This is a genomic window from Primorskyibacter sedentarius (assembly GCF_004342065.1).
GTDB lineage: Bacteria > Pseudomonadota > Alphaproteobacteria > Rhodobacterales > Rhodobacteraceae > Primorskyibacter > Primorskyibacter sedentarius.
Genome location: NZ_SLZU01000001.1, coordinates 487,224 through 499,375 on the forward strand (window position 1 = coordinate 487,224; position 12,152 = coordinate 499,375).

Annotated in this window: 16 protein-coding genes and 1 tRNA gene; 12 read left to right on the forward strand and 5 right to left on the reverse strand. The window is 62.7% G+C overall.

Annotation, left to right across the window (positions count from 1 at the left end; genetic code table 11):
* Window positions 1–53: 53 nt before the first annotated feature.
* Both EDD52_RS02205 and EDD52_RS02210 read right to left on the reverse strand, forming a co-directional pair.
* Window positions 54–130 (reverse strand) — tRNA-His (locus EDD52_RS02205).
* A 65-nt stretch (window positions 131–195) separates the two neighbouring features.
* Window positions 196–678 (reverse strand): GNAT family N-acetyltransferase, encoded by a 483-nt coding sequence (locus EDD52_RS02210; protein ID WP_132241390.1) that lies wholly within the window; start codon window positions 676–678, stop codon window positions 196–198.
* Between the two features lie 78 nt (window positions 679–756).
* Between EDD52_RS02210 and EDD52_RS02215 the strand changes: the two genes are divergently transcribed.
* Window positions 757–948 (forward strand): DUF6324 family protein, encoded by a 192-nt coding sequence (locus EDD52_RS02215; protein ID WP_132241391.1) that lies wholly within the window; start codon window positions 757–759, stop codon window positions 946–948.
* A gap of 33 nt (window positions 949–981) precedes the next feature.
* Here EDD52_RS02215 and EDD52_RS02220 read toward each other — a convergent pair whose 3' ends face one another.
* Window positions 982–1,425, reverse strand: a complete 444-nt coding sequence (locus EDD52_RS02220) for an MmcB family DNA repair protein (RefSeq protein ID WP_132241392.1) — start codon at window positions 1,423–1,425, stop codon at window positions 982–984.
* Between the two features lie 105 nt (window positions 1,426–1,530).
* On the opposite strand from EDD52_RS02220, the gene EDD52_RS02225 reads away from it, so the two are divergent.
* Together EDD52_RS02225 and EDD52_RS02230 are read left to right on the forward strand one after the other, a co-directional pair.
* On the forward strand, window positions 1,531–1,875 hold the full coding sequence (locus tag EDD52_RS02225) for an ArsR/SmtB family transcription factor (protein ID WP_132241393.1): 345 nt from the start codon (window positions 1,531–1,533) through the stop codon (window positions 1,873–1,875).
* Complete coding sequence (locus EDD52_RS02230) at window positions 1,872–2,276, forward strand: SRPBCC family protein (RefSeq protein WP_132241394.1); 405 nt, start codon at window positions 1,872–1,874, stop codon at window positions 2,274–2,276. Before EDD52_RS02225 ends, EDD52_RS02230 begins: the two co-directional genes overlap by 4 nt.
* Before the next feature lie 244 nt (window positions 2,277–2,520).
* Here EDD52_RS02230 and EDD52_RS02235 read toward each other — a convergent pair whose 3' ends face one another.
* The gene (locus tag EDD52_RS02235; RefSeq protein ID WP_132241395.1) at window positions 2,521–2,826 is read right to left on the reverse strand and encodes a hypothetical protein; all 306 of its coding nucleotides are present in this window, start codon (window positions 2,824–2,826) and stop codon (window positions 2,521–2,523) included.
* A gap of 150 nt (window positions 2,827–2,976) precedes the next feature.
* Here EDD52_RS02235 and EDD52_RS02240 point away from each other — a divergent pair, with 150 nt between their 5' ends.
* From EDD52_RS02240 to EDD52_RS02250, 3 genes are all read left to right on the forward strand, one after another.
* A complete protein-coding gene (locus EDD52_RS02240; protein WP_132241396.1) occupies window positions 2,977–4,296 on the forward strand; it encodes a hypothetical protein in 1,320 nt (439 codons plus the stop codon).
* Window positions 4,293–5,060 carry a COG3904 family protein gene (locus EDD52_RS02245; protein WP_132241397.1) on the forward strand — a complete coding sequence of 256 codons (768 nt, stop codon included), beginning with the start codon at window positions 4,293–4,295 and terminating at the stop codon, window positions 5,058–5,060. Before EDD52_RS02240 ends, EDD52_RS02245 begins: the two co-directional genes overlap by 4 nt.
* Before the next feature lie 137 nt (window positions 5,061–5,197).
* Window positions 5,198–6,202, forward strand: a complete 1,005-nt coding sequence (locus EDD52_RS02250; RefSeq protein WP_207905955.1) for a formylglycine-generating enzyme family protein — start codon at window positions 5,198–5,200, stop codon at window positions 6,200–6,202.
* A gap of 127 nt (window positions 6,203–6,329) precedes the next feature.
* Here the strand turns inward: EDD52_RS02250 and EDD52_RS02255 are convergent, their stop codons facing one another.
* Window positions 6,330–6,788 (reverse strand): Lrp/AsnC family transcriptional regulator, encoded by a 459-nt coding sequence (locus tag EDD52_RS02255; protein WP_132241398.1) that lies wholly within the window; start codon window positions 6,786–6,788, stop codon window positions 6,330–6,332.
* Between the two features lie 150 nt (window positions 6,789–6,938).
* On the opposite strand from EDD52_RS02255, the gene cobA reads away from it, so the two are divergent.
* The 6 genes from cobA to EDD52_RS02285 all read left to right on the forward strand — a co-directional run bounded on the left by cobA (window position 6,939) and on the right by EDD52_RS02285 (window position 12,048).
* Entirely contained in the window at window positions 6,939–7,856 is a 918-nt protein-coding gene (gene cobA / locus EDD52_RS02260; RefSeq protein WP_132241399.1) for a uroporphyrinogen-III C-methyltransferase, read from the forward strand.
* Window position 7,857: 1 nt separating this feature from the next.
* A complete protein-coding gene (locus EDD52_RS02265) occupies window positions 7,858–8,157 on the forward strand; it encodes a DUF2849 domain-containing protein (RefSeq protein ID WP_132241400.1) in 300 nt (99 codons plus the stop codon).
* Window positions 8,158–8,236: 79 nt separating this feature from the next.
* The gene (locus EDD52_RS02270; protein ID WP_132241401.1) at window positions 8,237–9,910 is read left to right on the forward strand and encodes a nitrite/sulfite reductase; all 1,674 of its coding nucleotides are present in this window, start codon (window positions 8,237–8,239) and stop codon (window positions 9,908–9,910) included.
* Window positions 9,900–10,679 carry a phosphoadenylyl-sulfate reductase gene (locus tag EDD52_RS02275; RefSeq protein WP_132241402.1) on the forward strand — a complete coding sequence of 260 codons (780 nt, stop codon included), beginning with the start codon at window positions 9,900–9,902 and terminating at the stop codon, window positions 10,677–10,679. The genes EDD52_RS02270 and EDD52_RS02275 overlap by 11 nt, the downstream gene beginning before the upstream one ends.
* On the forward strand, window positions 10,676–11,083 hold the full coding sequence (locus EDD52_RS02280) for a DUF934 domain-containing protein (protein WP_132241403.1): 408 nt from the start codon (window positions 10,676–10,678) through the stop codon (window positions 11,081–11,083). Before EDD52_RS02275 ends, EDD52_RS02280 begins: the two co-directional genes overlap by 4 nt.
* A 113-nt stretch (window positions 11,084–11,196) precedes the next feature.
* Window positions 11,197–12,048, forward strand: a complete 852-nt coding sequence (locus tag EDD52_RS02285) for a ferredoxin--NADP reductase (RefSeq protein ID WP_132241404.1) — start codon at window positions 11,197–11,199, stop codon at window positions 12,046–12,048.
* Window positions 12,049–12,152 lie beyond the last annotated feature (104 nt).

Below are 12,152 nucleotides of genomic sequence, written 5' to 3' on the forward strand. Positions count from 1 at the left end.
AAACCGGCGGCAAATACGCCGCACTGATCGGCCGAAAAAGGATGGGGGGAAGATGGTACCGCCTCCCTGGCTTGAACAGGGGACCTCTGGATCCACAATCCAGCGCTCTAACCAACTGAGCTAAGGCGGCACTGGCGGGCGGGATACCGCCATGCGCTTGTGATTGCAAGCCCCTTGCGGCAGGAAATCGGCGGCTTACAGATCAATTTCGAACCCCTGCTCCACCACGTCCACGCCAAAGGAATGTTTCGGCTCTGACCGCGTCTCGCGCCAGCCCGTCGCACGGTAAAGCGCGCAGGCGGAACGGTGGCTCTGATGGGTCCAAAGCACCATGCGGCGATACCCATTTTCCCGCGCAAACCCCATACATTCGGACAAGAGCCGCTTGCCCAGCCCCAACCCGCTCGCCTCGGGGACCAGATAGAACAACCGCAGCTTGGCGGTCGTGTCATCCTGACGCACGCAAAAGATGCTGCCCAACCGTTCGAGGCCGCGATGCGCAACCCAGCCACGTTCCCCCCTGGGGTCGTGATTGCGGGCGAAATCTGCGAGGATCTCAGCCACCAAAGCCTCGAAGCTGATGTCGAACCCTTCATCGCGGGCATAGGCCTCGCCATGTTGCTGGACCAGCCAGCCGATATCACCATGGGTCAGATTACGAAGGTGAACTTGCGTCATGCGCCACACCGAAGCAGAGCCCGGCTTGCAAATCAACGGGTAAAGCGCTAGCTCCGCGCCATCACTGGGAGAAGACCGATGGGCATCAACACCGAAAAAGATATCGAAGCGAACCTGCAGATCGGCCCCACGGATCAGGGGATGGTGCGTCTGTTCGTCTATGCTGGCGACCTGGAGATCCCGATGGATTTCGAGCCGGAAGAGGCGGAAGAGATCGCCGAGGAAATCCGCGCCGCCGCGACGGCAGTGAAACGTGGTGGCAAGCGCTGACCACGTAGCGCGGGCCGCGACGGTGGCCGCGCATTAGCCCCAGATCGCCGCATCCGGGTCTCGCAGGCTTTGCAGGCGACGCGCGGCGTGCTGCGCAATCTTGCGGGTCAAAACGGTCCGGCGCGCGGCAGCGAGCTTCTCTTCCGGCGCCATGCGCAGGATTTCGGCATCATAGGCGTCGGCGATGATAAGCCCCGTTTCCGGGGGCAGCATATCGGTCGGGAAGTCCTGATCGACGGCCCAGAAGAACCTGTCGCACCAACCCAGATAGCCTTGCCACTTGCCATCGGCCATATAATCCGCCCGACTGGATTTGCATTCGACCACCCAGATCTCGCCTTTCGGGCCCAGCCCTGCAACATCGACGCGCAGGCCGCGATCCGGGACGAACTCCTCCACGGATACGAAACCAAGCGCCAGCAGATGCCGCGCGACCCCTCGGGCCAGCAATTGTCCGGGTTGCAGATCGTCTTTCATGCGACAAATTGTGAACAAAAGATGAACGAAGTTCAAGCCCCTTGACATGATACCATTTGGTACCCCATAAAGATGAAACCAAACGGTATCACGAAAGGACGCTTTATGCAGCCTGATCTACAACCCGCGTTCCGGGCGCTCGCCGATCCGACACGCCGCGACATTCTGCGGATGCTGGGGCAGAACCGGATGAGCATCGGCCAGGTCGCGGACCGGTTCGATATGACCCGTGCCGCCGTGCGCAAACACATGCGCGTGCTGGAGGAAGGGAACCTTATCCGGTTCGAAACCCATGGCCGCGAACGGCTCTCCTCGCTCAATGCAGAGGCGCTGCGTCCGGTGACGGACTGGCTTTCATGGTTCGACCGGTTCTGGGACGACAAGCTCTCGGCGCTGCAATCCACCCTGGCAGAGGACAGCTCTGCCCCCGATGAAAAGGACAGGACATGACCCACACGATCAACAAATCAGTCTTCCTCAGCGCGTCACCGGAAACGGTGTGGGCGCATCTAACCAAATCCGAACTGCTGGCAAAGTGGTTCCATCCCGCCCGCGCCGATCTGGTGGAGGGCAAGGATTTCGAACTTTACAGCCAGAAGGACGGCGACCGCATGTGCTGGGGCCGCGTTACCAGCGCGACGCCGCACAGCGCTCTGCTCTGGGATTTCACCGTCGGTCCGTTGCAAGGTGCCATGACCCGCGTCGCATGGACGCTGGAGGAATCAGAGGGCGGCACGAAACTCATGCTGGAGCATTCCGGGCTTCCCGAAGGCGCTGAAGGCTACGGGCTGGTCATGGCGCTGGACAAAGGCTGGCACGGCTTCATGGGTCAGTTGCACGATATTTCGTGACACCCCTTGCCGCGAGCGCACCCGCGCATTACCTAAGCGCGTGGCGGGTACTGCCCTTCTCGTTTACGGTTGCATTCCGGTGGCCTTAAGCAATTCCGAGGGAGCTGGCTCTGTCCGGATCCTGGTCCGGTTACCTGGCGCCCACCTGTATATACAGGTCCTCGGGAATGAGATAACCACACGGTTGGTGTGGTCCCGCCGCTTCACGCCCCGGTTCGCCGGGGCGTGCATCCCAAAAAATGAATTAAAGCAGACGCTTGCGGCTTTCGGCTTTTGCCGGAACCATCGCGTATTCCCGCGCGCGGCCACCCCCACGGGGGCCCTCGTCACGCTCTTGCATGCGCATGACCGAAATCCCGAACTGCACGCCCGCGAAGACGATCCCGTTGAACACCCAAAGCATCAGGGCCGCCAGAAAACCCACATCGCTTTGCCCTACAAGATGGCCCAGACCTGCAACGTCAAACCATAGAAGGCCAAAGACGAAGGCCGCGGAAATCCCGAAACCGATGGCAACCTGAGTGATGTAGAGGCGGATCAACTTTGGCATGGGTGAACTCCTGGTTCTCATACATCTTGAAGATAGCATTCGTTGGCACTTTGACAAGACGCAGCCTATGGTCTTCGGCGGCGCATGACCCATTTAATATATCGAAGCACCAAGGCGCTGAATGATCCAGATCAAGGGAACCGCAGAACCATGACCGACGAGACCACGGCGCAGACCCAAAGAATGCGCGACGTGCGCGAGATTGAAGGGCACCTTGGCTGGCTGGACACGATCACGGGCACGTCCCTTGGGGTGCTGGCAACAGCTTCGGGGATCTATACCTATCTTGGGGTCTCTTCGCTTCTGGACGATACCGGTGCGCTCAGCTTTTTCGCCGCCGCGGCCTATTCCATTGCCGTGTCGGTGGGCATTTTCGTGTTCTGGTCCTACCTGATGCGCCTGCTGCCCGCGATGCAGACCGCGGCCAGCCGGATCGGTCTGGTCCTGTGCATGTTGCTGGGCTCTGGCGCGATCATCGCGATGTCGAGCTGGCTGAACGCAGCCGCGCTTGCGGGATCCGCCGCAGTTGAACAACACCTTGCCCGGACGGTGCAGGATTATCAGGGTGCGTTGGAGCAGTCGCATTCCGTCGCCGTCGCGGCGCAGGGGCTGGAACGCGACGTGGCGCGCGTGCGCTCGACACTCGACGACCTGTCCCAGCAGGAGGCAGAGGGAAACCTGTCCGGGCTTGCCGGGCGGGGCGCGGTGTTCCGCATCCTGCGCCAGAAATCGGCAGAGCTTGCCGGGCTGGAAAGCCAGATCTCCAGCCAGTCCGCGCTGGTCGAGGCGTCCTTTGCCGAGGGCAATGCGATCCTCAAACGCATGCGTGAACTGACGGTGGAAACCGGCCCGGTCGAGGCGAGATCGGTCATCTTCTCGGAAGAAGCAGTGCGTCTGGCCGGCGTCATCACCACCCTGCGCCAGCTGTCTGTCGCGCCGCTGGTCGAACGCGCCGCGGCCGACCTTGCAGCAGCCGTCGTCCTGCCAGAGCTTGACGGGCGCAGCGCGGATGACCGCAACGACCAGCAGGCAACGATTGCGTCTGTCATGGATGTGCTGGGGCAGCGCGCCCAGACTTTGCAGGGAGCGGCACGCGAAGTCATGGATCTGCCCGCCCCGGAAGAGACCGCCTATACGCCCATCAGCACCGCCGACGCCGTGATCCGCTATGCGGGTGATTTTGTGCCCTCCTGGGCGGGTGCGATCGCGATTGATCTGCTGCCCGCCGTGCTGGTCCTGATCATCGCCGTGGCGCAAGGCGCCATCCGCACAGGCCGCCGCAACGTGCCCGTCGAGGATCGCATGACGCTTTCGGAGCTCCGTGCCGCGGTGATCGCCCTGCGCGATGTGGAGGCCGTCGCAGGCCCACCGCAGCCCGCCCCACCGGTCGAGGCACGACCCGAGGCCAGCGCCGAGGACCGTAAGGGCCCGCATCCCGTCCCGCTCGACCCGGAAAGGTCACGCTCATGACGGCCACCCGCGCCTCATCTTTCGGCGCACGCGGCGTCATGCGGTTGATCCTTGGATTGCAGGTTGCCATCGCCTTGTTGCTGATCGCGGGCGACATGGGGGCGGCCCTGCCAAACCTGCTCAGCCCGTCGCGGCAGCCCGCCCTGGACACACCGATAGAGCCCGGCGACCAGACGCGCCGCTTCACGCCCTCGCCCCGCCCGATGCAACCCGGCACCCTGCCCTACGGCATCCCCGCCGACATGCCCTCGCGCCTGCTGTTCGAGCCGCGCGAGATCGACGGGGCTCCGGGGCTTGTCATCAGCGGCACGATCCGCGAGGGCGACGCGGCACGCTTTGCCGACGCGCTTGCCTCCAACCCCGATACGGCCCGGATTGCCCTGCATTCGCCCGGCGGCTCTGTCCGGGATGCCTTGCAGATCGGTCGGGCCATCCGCGACGCGGGCCTGCACACCCAGCTGACGGGCAGCACGGTGTGCCTGTCAGCCTGCCCCTATATCCTGATGGGCGGGACAACGCGTACCGTGGCAGATCAGGCGTCAGTCGGCGTGCATCAACATTATTTCGGCGAAAACACGATCCTGCCCGCGTTTATCGCCGTGGAATCGATCCAGCGTGGTCAGGGCGAGGTAATGTCCTTCCTTCAGGACATGGGTATTGATCTGCGGGCCATGCAGCCTGCCCTGCTCACGCCACCTGACGAGATCTACGTCTTTCTGCCGGGGGAATTGCAGGAATACCGCATTGTGACCGACACGGACTGACCAAACCTCGCCCCCCACAAATACGCGAAGTCGAGTTGGCCTTGCGCTGCTTGGCGGTTATCCTTGGGGAACCTGCAGGCAGGCACCCCGATCAACATCGGCTGTACCCCGCTGCCTGAGACCATCGAGAGGCTTGAATGAAAGACGAACGCCCGAATTCGGCAGAGGAGTCCCCCACCCCGGCCACTGGGGTCAAGGGCTGCTGCATCCCCAGCGCGACCGAACTGTCGGATCATGACTGGATGGCCGATGCCAAAGCCGTGGCACCCGCCCCGGCCGATATTCAGGCAGAACTGCGCGCGAAACTGCTGGAAATCCCCGGCGGTTTTTTCGAGATGGGAACGCGTAAGGGCACCTATCCGGCCGATCTCGACTCGCCCCGCGTAAAGGTAAAGGTATCTCCCTTCCTCATTTCTGCCACCACCGTCACCAATGCCGAATTTGCCCGTTTCGTCGCGGCGTCAGGCTACCGCACGGTAGCAGAGGTTTGGGGCTGGACCTTTGTGTTTCACCTCATGCTCGACGACGCCACGCGCTGGCCCGAGACCCCGCCGGGACTGCCATGGTGGCGCAAGGTGGATGGCGCCTGCTGGTCTGCGCCCACAGGTCCGGGCACAACCTGGCAGGACAAGCCCGACCACCCCGCCGTGCATATCGCCTGGTACGATGCGCTGGCCTATTGCCAATGGGCCGGGCTGCGACTGCCGACCGAGGCAGAATGGGAACGCGCCGCACGCGGCGGGCTGGAACGCAAGAAATTCCCGTGGGGCAACGCGATGACGCCAAACGGAGAATTTGCGATGAACACCTGGCAGGGTGATTTTCCAAACCATAACACGGCCGAAGATGGCTATCTCGGGACCGCCCCCGTCACCGCCTTTTCCCCGAATGGCTTCGGGCTCTACAATTGCTCCGGCAATGTCTGGGAATGGGTTCAGGACTGGTTCGGGTCAACCCGACCGAACGGCCCCGCGCGTGATCCGCAGGGCCCGGAAAGCGGCAGGGCGCGGGTGCAGAGAGGCGGATCCTACCTCTGCCACGCCAGCTATTGCGACCGCTACCACGTGCATTCCCGGACGCAGAACGACCCTGACACATCAATCGGAAATTGCGGCTTCCGCGTCGCTGCAAGCAAGAGCTAGCCCCGAAAGCGACAGTCGCCGCCGGGGCAGTTGCAGGCCCCAACAACACGCGCGGCGCCGGAGATTTGCGTCGCATCGCATCTTTCTGAAAAAAGAGCGCGCGGAAGCGCCCATTTTAGTCACCTTCTCAAAGTGGAAGGGCCGTGGTCGATTTGATCTCTTCCATCGAAAGAAGCGCGGTCACGTTATGCACCCGCACCTCGGAGATAAGCGCCTGATAAAAGGCGTCATAGGCGCGGGCGTTCTTGACCCGCACCTTCAGGATATAGTCGATATCCCCCGCAAGCCGGTGCGCTTCCTGCACTTCCGGGCGATCACGCAGGGCCTTTAGAAAGGCCTGTTGCCAGGTCGCTTCATGTTCGCTGGTACGGATCAGGACAAAGAAACAGGCCTCGAATCCCAGCGCTTCGGCGTCCAGATAAACGGTTTGCCGCCCTATGATGCCCGCCTCGCGCATCTTGCGGATGCGATTCCAGACCGGGGTCTTCGACGACCCGACTTCTCTGGCAATATCGTCCAGTGATCGACCGGCATCCTCCTGCAAAGCCTTGAGGATTTTCCGGTCTGTGTCGTCTATCCGCGCCATGGTTTCGCCCTTCCACGCATTTACGGGAAAAATGTTTCCGCTGGGCCGACTACTAGAACAATCATCCTTATTCAGGCAAGCGTCTAGGCAAAATTGGGGAAATTTTCCTATATTGAGGGACGCAACAGACGAACACCCAAGGACCGCGCCATGCCGCTTAATCCGACCCTCTTTGACGGAACGGACACATCCCTGCCCCGCGCAGGCGTGTTGAAGCTTGCTGGCTTTCTGCGGATGGTGTTGGGGGGGATGGCAAAGCGCCCCGCGCCCAGCCCGGCACGCGCGCAAACACGGCCCTCCGGCATTCGTCAGAACCGCGGCAAGGTTGCCTTTGTCGGCGCAGGCCCCGGTGACCCCGAGCTTTTGACCGTAAAGGCCCGGCGCGCGCTGGAGGAGGCAGACGTGATCATCCATGACCGCCTGATCAGCCCCGAAGTCCTGGCTCTTGCCGGTCCCCGCGCGTCTCTTGTCGATGCAGGCAAGGAGGGGTTCGGCCCCTCGATGAAGCAAGAGGACATCAATGCCCTCATCGCGGCGCATGCCCGCACGGGCGCGGCAGTTGTGCGCCTGAAAAGCGGTGACCCCACCGTTTTTGGCCGCCTTGATGAAGAGATTGACGCCTGCGACGATGCCGGTATCGCGTGGGATATCGTGCCCGGCATCACTGCAGCCTCCGCCGCTGTCGCCTCTATCGGGCAAAGCCTGACGAGGCGGGGGCGCAATTCGTCGGTCCGGTTTCTTACCGGCCATGACACGAAAGGTTTCGCCGATCACGACTGGCGCGCATTGGCAAGCCGTGGCGAGGTGGCCGCGATCTATATGGGCAAAAAATCGGCCCGGTTCATTCAGGGCCGCCTTCTCATGCATGGCGCTGACCCCGCAACGCCCGTAACCGTGATCGAGAATGCGAGCCGCGCGGACCAGAAAGTGCTGTCCTCGACGCTCGCGACACTGCCCAACGACCTTGCGGAGGCCGCGATGAACGGCCCCGCCCTCACCTTCTTTGGCCTGGCACCCCGTGCCGCGGCCGCTGTTCTGAATGACATTCCGCAACAGGAGCTTGCCTGACATGTCCCGGATTTTCACCCCAAAGGTCATCACCGCCAACGCATTGATCGAGGGCGACGTGATCTACCTTGCCGCCGATGACAGCTGGACGCGCGAGCTGACCGAGGCCGAGGTCCTCACCGACGAAGCGCACGCGCAATTGCGGCTGCTGGAGGCAGAGAGCCGTCAGGCAGAGGTGGTCGGCGCCTATCTCGCCGATGTCAAACCCAGCGTGACCGGGCCCGAGCCCACGCATTTCCGCGAGGAATTCCGGCGCACCGGCCCATCAAACTATTTCCACGGAAAGCAGGCACAGCGCTGACCTCGGAAACCGTGACGAACGGTTTTCTGCAAATCTCTTGCAAAGAGATGTGGTCGCGCTCACCCGAAAGGACGCACTCATGTATCAATATTCCGATTTCGACGCCGCCTTCGTGGCGTCCCGCAACGCCCAGTTCCGCCAGCAGGTCGAGCGCCGCATTGACGGCAGCCTGACAGAGGACGAATTCCGCCCTCTGCGCCTGATGAACGGTCTGTATCTCCAGTTGCACGCATACATGCTGCGCGTGGCGATCCCCTACGGCACGCTTTCCAGCGCCCAGATGCGCCAGCTTGCCTATATCGCAGAGCGTTTTGACAAGGGCTATGGTCACTTCACCACCCGCCAGAACATCCAGTACAACTGGCCCAGACTGTCGGACGTGCCGGATATTCTGGATGCGCTGGCAGAAGTGCAGCTGCACGCGATCCAGACATCGGGCAACACGATCCGCAACGTGACCGCAGACCATTTCGCGGGCGCCGCAGCCGATGAGATCGCCGATCCCCGCCCCGTGGCAGAGCTGATCCGGCAGTGGTCGACCGACCACCCGGAATTCCAGTTCCTGCCCCGCAAGTTCAAGATTGCCGTCACCGGGTCCCCCAATGACCGTGCCGTGACCAAGGCGCATGACATCGGCCTGCGTATGGTCGAACAGAATGGCGAGCCGGGATTCGAGGTCATCGTGGGCGGCGGGCTTGGCCGTACGCCGATGATCGGCAAGGTCATCCGGGAGTTCCTGCCCCGCGCCGAGTTGCTGCCCTATCTTGAGGCGATCGTCAGCGTCTGGAACCTGCTGGGCCGTCGCGACAACAAGTACAAGGCGCGCATCAAGATCACCGTGCATGAACATGGCATCGACGATATCCGCGCCCGCGTGGAGGAGCGGTTCGCCCTGCTGCGCACAGCCTTCAACGGTGTCGACCAGCAGATCCTTGCCGGGATCGAAGCGCAATTCGCGGCCCCCGACTTCCGCACAGCGCCGACAGATGCGTTTGATACCGCCTATGCCGAAGACCCGGTCTTCCGCAGCTGGGCCGACACCAACCTCGCGCCCCACCGCGCCGACGGCTATGCCATCGTTCAGGTCAGCCTCAAGGCGCAGGGCGAAACGCCCGGTGATGCCAGCGCCGATCAGATGCGCCTTCTGGCCGATCTGGCCGCACGCTACGGCCATGACGAGCTGCGCATCAGCCACGAGCAGAACGTGATCCTGCCGCATGTCCACAAATCGGACCTGCCCGCGATCCATGCCGAGCTCGAGGCGCAACGGCTGGCCACGGCGAATATCGGGCTGATCTCTGATATCATCGCCTGCCCCGGCATGGATTACTGCGCGCTGGCCACGGCCCGCTCGATCCCGATCGCGCAAGAGATCGCGACCCGCTTTGACGAGCTGAAGCTGGAGCATGACATCGGCGCGCTCAAGATCAAGATTTCGGGCTGCATCAACGCCTGCGGGCATCACCATGTCGGTCATATCGGGATCCTTGGGCTGGACCGCGCGGGGGTGGAAAACTACCAGATCACGCTGGGCGGCGATCACACCGAAACCGCAGCCTTGGGCGCACGCACCGGGCGGGGCTTTGCCGCGGACGAAGTCATCCCGGCCATCGAACGTCTGGTCTATGCCTATCTTGACCTGCGCACGGACCGGTCCGAGACCTTCCTTGAAACGTATCGCCGCCTTGGCGCCGACCCGTTCAAGGCAGCGCTGTACCCTGAGAAACAGGAAAGCCGGGCAAATGCCGCGTGACACGCCCATAGCCACGCCTGACAGCGCGCGGCGCGAAGCGGTCACGGATCTGCACGCGCGCGTGGCAGAGCTGAACGCGCGCTACAGGCATCATGGGGCGACCTCTGTCCTGCGCGCGGCGCTGGACGATCCGCTGGCGGGCAAGCTGGCGCTTGTGTCCAGCTTCGGCGCGGAATCCGTTGTGCTTTTGCACCTGCTTGCGGTGACGGACCGGAGCACACCTGTGCTCTTTATCGACACCCAGATGCTTTTTGCGGAAACGCTGGTCTATCAGCAGGATCTGAGCGAGCGGCTGGGCCTGAGCGATGTGCGGGTGATCCGCGCATCCGACAGCGAATTGGCAGACCGTGATCCTTACGGTGCGCTGCGCTTCAGCGATACGGATGCCTGCTGCGATCTGCGCAAGACCGTGCCGCTCAACCGCGCGCTGGCGGAATTCGGCGGCTGGATCACCGGACGCAAGCGGTTCCAGTCGGGCACGCGCGCCGCGATGGAGTTCTTCGAGGCCGAAGAGAATACCGGCCGGATCAAGGTCAACCCGCTGGCCCATTGGGCGCCCGATGACGTGCGCGCCTATATGGACGAAAACCGCCTGCCCCGGCACCCGTTGGTGGCGCAGGGCTACCCCTCGATCGGTTGCGCGCCCTGCACCAGCAAGGTTGCCCCCGGCGAGGACCCGCGATCCGGGCGCTGGCGCGGACAGGACAAGACAGAATGCGGCATCCACATGGTCGATGGCCGGATGGTGCGAAAAGGAGAGACAGCATGAGCGTGATCGTCACCGATACGGGATTTGGCCCTGACGACTGGACCCGCGGCTATACAGAGCTTGCAGAGGCCGCAAATGACGTAACGGCGCTGGACCTGCCCAGCGATGCCGATGTCGAAGCGCTGGCTGACAAGCTGGACACGCTGCACATGGTGCGGATCGATTTCCCCAGCTTCGCCGATGGGCGCGGGTTCACGCTGGCGCGGTTGCTGCGTCTGCGCGGCTACAAAGGGCGCCTTCGTGCCCGTGGCCATGTGATCGCCGATCAATACGCGATGGCGCGCCGTTCCGGGTTCGACGAGGTCGAGATCAGCGACGATCTGGCCGCGCGCCAGCCCGAGGACCAGTGGCAATTCCGTGCCGATTGGACCGACAACGACTATCAGGCGCGCCTGCGCGGCTAGCACAACCGCATCTTTTCTGGCACGGGCGGCGTTTGAGACCATTCGCCGCCTTTGCTCTGACATGGATCAAAGCTTAATAGGAGATACCGGTTTAGCCACCGGATGACATGAACATGACCGAGTTGAAGCCCGTGACCCAAGCCAGCGCCGTCAAGGCCACCCCGACCCTTCCCGACGCCCAGACCGTCACCGATGTAAAACACTGGACGGACCGTCTGTTTTCCTTCCGGGTGACGCGGCCGCAAACGCTGCGGTTCCGGTCGGGCGAATTCGTGATGATCGGCCTGATGGGCGATCCCGACCCCAAGACCGGCAAGCAAAAGCCGCTGCTGCGCGCCTATTCCATCGCCTCCCCCGCATGGGATGAAGAGCTGGAGTTCTACTCGATCAAGGTGCAGGACGGCCCGCTGACGTCGCGCCTTCAGCACATCAAACCGGGCGACCAGATCATCCTGCGGCCCAAGCCCGTGGGCACGCTGGTGCATGACGCTTTGCTGTCCGGCAAGCGGCTGTGGTTCTTTGCGACCGGCACAGGGTTCGCGCCCTTTGCGTCGCTCATTCGCGAACCGCAGACCTATGAGGATTACGACCAGATCATCCTGACCCATACCTGCCGCGACGTGGCAGAGCTGGAATATGGCCGCAAGCTGGTCGAAGATGTGCGCAATGACGAAATGCTGGCCGAACTGATGGGCGAAGGCTTTGCCGACAAGCTGGTCTACTACCCGACCACCACACGTGAACAGAGCCCCCGGATGGGCCGCGTCACCGATCTGCTGGAAGACGGTACGATCTTCCGCGACCTCGGAATTGACGGCATCACGCCCGAAACGGATCGCGCGATGGTCTGCGGGTCGATCGGCCTGAACACTGACCTGAAGAAAATCCTCGAAGGTTTCGGCCTGCGCGAAGGGGCGAATTCGGATCCGGCGGAATACGTCGTCGAAAAAGCCTTCGTCGGCTGACATCCCGCCCTTCAGACTTTGACCCGGCCCGCCGAAGCAACCTTCGGCGGGCCGTTTTCGTTTGGGCCTCTTGCATGATCCTGAACGAAAACGTGCCGCGCAAT

Excerpts from the sequence above, each read along its gene's own strand:
- EDD52_RS02265 (WP_132241400.1), top strand. The coding sequence starts at position 7,858 with ATGTCCCGGATTTTCACCCCAAAGGTCATCACCGCCAACGCATTGATC.
- EDD52_RS02230 (WP_132241394.1), top strand. The coding sequence starts at position 1,872 with ATGACCCACACGATCAACAAATCAGTCTTCCTCAGCGCGTCACCGGAA.
- EDD52_RS02225 (WP_132241393.1), top strand. The coding sequence starts at position 1,531 with ATGCAGCCTGATCTACAACCCGCGTTCCGGGCGCTCGCCGATCCGACA.
- EDD52_RS02210 (WP_132241390.1), bottom strand. The coding sequence starts at position 678 with ATGACGCAAGTTCACCTTCGTAATCTGACCCATGGTGATATCGGCTGG.
- EDD52_RS02255 (WP_132241398.1), bottom strand. The coding sequence starts at position 6,788 with ATGGCGCGGATAGACGACACAGACCGGAAAATCCTCAAGGCTTTGCAG.
- EDD52_RS02250 (WP_207905955.1), top strand. The coding sequence starts at position 5,198 with ATGAAAGACGAACGCCCGAATTCGGCAGAGGAGTCCCCCACCCCGGCC.
- EDD52_RS02280 (WP_132241403.1), top strand. The coding sequence starts at position 10,676 with ATGAGCGTGATCGTCACCGATACGGGATTTGGCCCTGACGACTGGACC.
- EDD52_RS02270 (WP_132241401.1), top strand. The coding sequence starts at position 8,237 with ATGTATCAATATTCCGATTTCGACGCCGCCTTCGTGGCGTCCCGCAAC.
- EDD52_RS02235 (WP_132241395.1), bottom strand. The coding sequence starts at position 2,826 with ATGCCAAAGTTGATCCGCCTCTACATCACTCAGGTTGCCATCGGTTTC.
- EDD52_RS02215 (WP_132241391.1), top strand. The coding sequence starts at position 757 with ATGGGCATCAACACCGAAAAAGATATCGAAGCGAACCTGCAGATCGGC.
- EDD52_RS02220 (WP_132241392.1), bottom strand. The coding sequence starts at position 1,425 with ATGAAAGACGATCTGCAACCCGGACAATTGCTGGCCCGAGGGGTCGCG.
- EDD52_RS02245 (WP_132241397.1), top strand. The coding sequence starts at position 4,293 with ATGACGGCCACCCGCGCCTCATCTTTCGGCGCACGCGGCGTCATGCGG.
- EDD52_RS02275 (WP_132241402.1), top strand. The coding sequence starts at position 9,900 with ATGCCGCGTGACACGCCCATAGCCACGCCTGACAGCGCGCGGCGCGAA.
- cobA (WP_132241399.1), top strand. The coding sequence starts at position 6,939 with ATGCCGCTTAATCCGACCCTCTTTGACGGAACGGACACATCCCTGCCC.
- EDD52_RS02285 (WP_132241404.1), top strand. The coding sequence starts at position 11,197 with ATGACCGAGTTGAAGCCCGTGACCCAAGCCAGCGCCGTCAAGGCCACC.
- EDD52_RS02240 (WP_132241396.1), top strand. The coding sequence starts at position 2,977 with ATGACCGACGAGACCACGGCGCAGACCCAAAGAATGCGCGACGTGCGC.